The 4,775-nt window shown below is 67.3% G+C and carries 5 protein-coding genes and 1 pseudogene; all 6 read left to right on the top strand.

Going from position 1 to position 4,775, the window contains the following annotated elements; genetic code table 11:
• Positions 1 to 1,352, top strand: a pseudogene (locus AB0M45_RS17785) (hypothetical protein); the annotation flags it as partial.
• A 36-nt stretch (positions 1,353 to 1,388) separates the two neighbouring features.
• On the top strand, positions 1,389 to 1,685 hold the full coding sequence (locus AB0M45_RS17780; protein WP_364329701.1) for a hypothetical protein: 297 nt from the start codon (positions 1,389 to 1,391) through the stop codon (positions 1,683 to 1,685).
• 155 nt (positions 1,686 to 1,840) lie between these two features.
• Positions 1,841 to 3,424 carry a hypothetical protein gene (locus AB0M45_RS17775; RefSeq protein ID WP_364329698.1) on the top strand — a complete coding sequence of 528 codons (1,584 nt, stop codon included), beginning with the start codon at positions 1,841 to 1,843 and terminating at the stop codon, positions 3,422 to 3,424.
• 56 nt (positions 3,425 to 3,480) lie between these two features.
• Positions 3,481 to 3,777 (top strand): hypothetical protein, encoded by a 297-nt coding sequence (locus AB0M45_RS17770; protein ID WP_364329695.1) that lies wholly within the window; start codon positions 3,481 to 3,483, stop codon positions 3,775 to 3,777.
• A 114-nt stretch (positions 3,778 to 3,891) separates the two neighbouring features.
• Positions 3,892 to 4,218: a hypothetical protein gene (locus tag AB0M45_RS17765; protein WP_364329692.1), complete on the top strand. Its 327-nt coding sequence runs from the start codon at positions 3,892 to 3,894 to the stop codon at positions 4,216 to 4,218.
• A gap of 44 nt (positions 4,219 to 4,262) precedes the next feature.
• A complete protein-coding gene (locus AB0M45_RS17760; protein WP_364329689.1) occupies positions 4,263 to 4,757 on the top strand; it encodes a YbaB/EbfC family nucleoid-associated protein in 495 nt (164 codons plus the stop codon).
• The last annotated feature ends 18 nt before the right edge of the window (positions 4,758 to 4,775 follow it).

The following is a 4,775-nucleotide window of genomic DNA, read 5'->3' as shown; positions in this document are numbered from 1 at the left end:
AGCCGCCGGAAGGGCCGGAGCGTCCGGAGCGTCCGGGGCTGCCGGAGCATCCGGAGTTGCCGGAACTGCCGGGGCTGCCGGAGCATCCGGAGTTGCCGCAGCCGCCGGAGCTGCCAGAACTGCCGGAGGTGCCCGAGCGCCCGGACACGCCGCGACTGCCGGATCTGCCGGTTGCGCCGCAGCTTCCACATCTACCCGGGTTGCCGGATCTGCCCGAGACTCCGGGTATTCCCCAACTGCCGGAGCTTCCGCATGCGCCTGACGTGCCGTGCCCGCCAGGGTTACCGCACGCTCCGGACCAGCCACCGGCACCAGGACCGGCGGAGGCCCCGGAGCTTCCGCATGGGCGGGTACTGCCCGACCTCCCGGGGCACCCGAGTGCGCCGGATGCGCCGTTCTCGCTGGACTTGCCCGAGTCACAGCGGCTTCCGCACGTGCCGGACCTCCCGACGGCTCCGCAGTCACCTGCTCCGCCGCACGCGTTCCCGCCGGAGGCCTCGTCCTCCCAGAATGGTTCCGCGGCATCGAGCGAATCGGCCGGGTCGAACGGCGCAGGCCTTGGCTCAGCGAATTTCTCTGGGGCACCGACCTATTCGCGCACGCAGGTGGTGCCCACCTGGCCGGAAACTTCGGAGCCGCACGATCCCGCACCACCTTCGGACACTTCCGGAAACAACGGCGGCCCGCCATCCACGCACACCGCACCGGTCCCGGCGCGCGAATCCGCAGGCCTTCACGAGTATTCGGCCCCAAGAGCGGAGCAGCACACCCCGCGGCCGGACATCGGCGCACTCAACGCTCCGACGCCAGCGCCCAGCCAGCCCGGACAACCCGGTGCGCCGGGCATGCCCGCCATGCCGCCGATGGCCTCGCCCTCGTCCGGTTCCGCCCCGTCGCGTGCGTTCCCGCGTGCGTCGTACGGCAACGGGCGAGATAACGGCGGTGATGGCGGGCCTGCTACCAGCAACGGGATTCTGGTTCGCGCGCATGCCGGGTTCGGTGAAGTCTCCGACTTCGACCCCGTGACCGGAGCCCTGCGCGGCGTCGCACTCGGCGTGGGGCCGGTGGGCGGGGTCTACGGAGACCTCGGGCCGACGCCAATGGTCTTCTACCGGGACGGCGCCCGCCTGCTTCTTCGCGCGGGCGAGCGGGTGATCGATCTGGAGGACCGGCAGGTGGCCGCGCAGTGGCACCAGGTGGACAACCGCACCACGCGGTTGGTGCTGACCGTGGCGGACCGGGTGGTGTGCGATGTGCACTATCCCGCGGTGCCGCCCGACTTCGACCTCGGCTTGCTGATCCGGGACGTGCTCGCCGACCCGGTCCGGCGCACCCGCATCTTCGCCGGATGAACCGGCGCGGACAATGGACGAGAGTAAGGAGGGATCGTGCGCGACGACTATCCGACCGACGACGAACTGCGCGCCAACTTCGACGAGTTGCTTGCTTCGGTGCTCACCGGTGGCGGCATCTACTCCGAGAACGGCTTGGACATGGAAACCGAGGAGGCGCTGTGGACGATCGCGCGCGCCTACCCGGACGTGTCCGACGAACTCGTCGATGCGGCCCGCGCCGCGTTCGCCGGTCAGCTGGACGGTTCGAACGCCGCCGCCAGGCAGGCCGCGCTAGCCCGCAAGATCGAGGAGTTCAACCGGCGCAAGGCGGCGGAACAATCGGGCAAGTAGCTTGGCAGTTCGGATCCGCGGACTACCTCGTAGTTCAGCGGCCGCCGGGCGGGTCGTTGTGCCAGGATGGGACCAGTGACACAGCTCGGGCGCCGGCGCGCCGCTCCCGCGTGGGGTCGTGCCTCGGTGCGGACGAATGAGGAGATCGCGTCGACGTGACCAAACCAGACGACGAGGCCGAGGACCGCGGGGCCGGCAACGACGCAGGGTCCGGCGGCGATCCCGAGGAGCCGACCGCGGGAGACGCCAATGAGGCCTTCATGCGGCAGTTCATGGTGAGCTTCCAGGAGCACAGCGACGACCCGGACGTGGAATTCACCCTCGTCGAGGACGAGGGTTCCGATATCGCCGAGCGGGCCAAGCAACTCAATCACCAGATCGCCCGCGAGCTGGCGGCATTGGGTCCCCAAGGCTGGGCTCGGCTGGACGCGGTGTTCGCCTTGACGACGGTGGCGGAGGTGGCGCAAGTCGTCTTCGCCGACGACCGAGAGCGCTCGGTGCGCATCCAACCCCCCGAGGCTGTGCTCGCGCTGGTACGTGAGCATCGGCAGCTGTCGGCGCAGCTCAGTGACGGCCCTTGGTGGCGACTGGTGCTGACATTGACCAACGTCGGGGAGATCGAAGTCGACTATGACTACGGCGACGAGCCGTTCCCGGACGATCAACTGTTCCCGCCGGAGATCTACCGCGCGGACCTCGAGGTTTTTCCCCGGGATACTTTGCCGGTTTGGCTGGCGGCCTACGTCGGACACGACGGCAGGCAGTCGCGCACCGCGCAGGAGGCAGCGGTACAGGCGCGAGCCGATCGCGCGGCGGGTGTGCGCGGGGTCTTGTCCGAGCAGGATTTTCCCGCCTTCCCCGTGATGTGGTCACGGTGGGCGGTGATGGCAGCTGCGTTCGTGGCGACCGGATCACAGTGGGGCCCACGGGTATTGCCCGCGCTCGGCTGGTTCGAGGGTGCCAAGCGCAGTGGCTCGACGTTGTATGTCCTGCCTGGTGGCCGGGCCGTGCTGTCGGGTGGCGTGTGGAACGCGCCGGAGCTGGATGCCACCTATAACGGCGGCGAGCCGATGCCCGCGTTCTTCGCGGGCGCGCCGGAATGGGTGGCGAATCCGGTGTTGAATCCACGTGCGGCCAACGGATTGTTGTCGTTCTGCTACTGGTGGGAGAACGGAAACTGGTATCGCGGCGAGTCGCCGCCGGCGAATCAGCTCAGTGACGCGGTCCCCGGTATCTGGACCGCCGACACGGTGGCCGAAGTGATCACCGGACTGGTGGCCGAGCAGCCGACCGGCCAGCAGCGGGCGGCGGTGACCACCCTGGTGTCGGCCGCCGAAGTCGGCGTCGTCACGCGCGACACCCTGGTGGACGTGTTCGGCGACGACGGGAATTTCGACGTCGACAGCGCCCTCTACCAGCTGACCATGGCGGGTATGGCGATGTCGCTGCCCGAGCCGATGGCGGCGGACGAGGCGATTTCCCGGGTACGCCAGTTCATTCAGGACCGCGGCATGGACACCAGCGGGTATCCGCTGGACCAGCTGCGGGCCGACCGGATCAGTGTGGGCTGGATGGTCTACGTGCCGACCCAGCCGGGTGAGATCTCGATCGGCCGGGCCATCTTCTACATCGCCGACGACGGTGTGCTGGAGCAGTCCTCGTCGTCGGTGGCGCCATCGGTGTACATCGCCGAGTTCGAGCAGCGTTTCCAGCAGCGCCACGGCTCGGTGGAGGCGTGACCAGGGATTCACACAGAGCAATCGTCGCAGGAACCCTTACGCACATGGGAGAACCGATGGTACGAGGCCGATACCCCTCCGAAGACGAACTGCGGCGCAACTTCGAGCGTGAACTAGGGTCGGTCACCACCGGTGGTGGGCTGCATTCGGAAACGGGGCTGGACATCGAAACCGAAACCGCCCTGATCGATATCTCCCGAGCGTATCCCGAGGTCACCGAAGGCTTGGTTACGGCGGCCCGGTCCGCTTTCGCAGGTCAGCTCGACGGCTCGAATGCCGCCGCGCGCCGTGCTGAGCTGGAACGGGCTATCGAAGAGCACAATCGGAAGAAGGGGCAGAACCCGAGCGGCTGAACACATTCGGTGCAGTCCGCGGATGATCCCAGGTCGCAGGGATTTTACGTGCTGGACAGGTGACGTTCATGCGATGATCGAAGGTGGGTGTTCGATCAGTCGAAGGACAGCAACATGGCGGCAGGCGAAATCGAGAACTACACCGAGAAGCTGCGGACTGCCGGTCTGGACACTTCCAGGGCCGATGAAGAATTGCTCGGCATCGTGTCCAGTGCCGAGGACGCCGCGAGCCGAGCGAGCACCGCCGCGGGGCCGGACAAGTTCGGCAGCAAGTTTCGCGACGGTCCAGAGGGCTTCGACAACGTGATGGACAGCATCAACGATGCCACGCGGAACATCGCGACCTCCTTCCGCCGGATGTCCCGCGGCCAGTACAAAGCCGCCGACGCGTTCGACAAGGGCGAGCAAGCCGGTACCGAGAACTTCGATCGCCTCGTCTGACCCGAAGGGCCGGAATGAGTAATGCAAGACGCGATGAGCGGGATATGGACTCGATCCTGGAGGCATTCCAGGAGCAGATGCGGATCATCGCGGATGCTCAGCAGAAGCGGACGAAACTCACCGGGACGGCGACCTCGCGGGATAAAACGGTGACGGTCACCGTGAATGCCAACGGTGTCGTCATCGAGACCAAATTCTCCGCGGGCATCGAGGATTTGAGCTACGCGCAGATCGCGAAAACGGTGACCAAGGTCGCGCAGGACGCCGCGGCCGATGTGACACGCAAGAACCAGGAATTGGCCGCGCCCATCACGGATCGGCGTGCCCGGCTGCCGAAGCTTTCCGATCTGGTCGACGGCATGCCCGACTTCGCCAGTGAAATCCCGGTCGAACCACCTGTGTCGCTCGCGCCGCCGGGTTCGCCCGAGCGTGCGGAGGGCGACGATGACACCACCGCACTGCGATTCACCGACGTCGAGGAGTTCGACCACGGTGAGCGCGAGGCCGAGCCGGGGAGAGTCACCGACCCCAGCTGGTAGCACGAGGATTACGCCGCC

It is taken from the genome of Nocardia sp. NPDC051787, assembly GCF_040681325.1.
In the GTDB taxonomy this organism is placed as follows: domain Bacteria; phylum Actinomycetota; class Actinomycetes; order Mycobacteriales; family Mycobacteriaceae; genus Nocardia.
This window is presented reverse-complemented; position numbering and strand designations above follow the sequence as displayed.

Coding starts and splice junctions, on each gene's coding strand:
- AB0M45_RS17770 (WP_364329695.1), top strand. CDS start 3,481: ATGGTACGAGGCCGATACCCCTCCGAAGACGAACTGCGGCGCAACTTC.
- AB0M45_RS17765 (WP_364329692.1), top strand. CDS start 3,892: ATGGCGGCAGGCGAAATCGAGAACTACACCGAGAAGCTGCGGACTGCC.
- AB0M45_RS17760 (WP_364329689.1), top strand. CDS start 4,263: ATGGACTCGATCCTGGAGGCATTCCAGGAGCAGATGCGGATCATCGCG.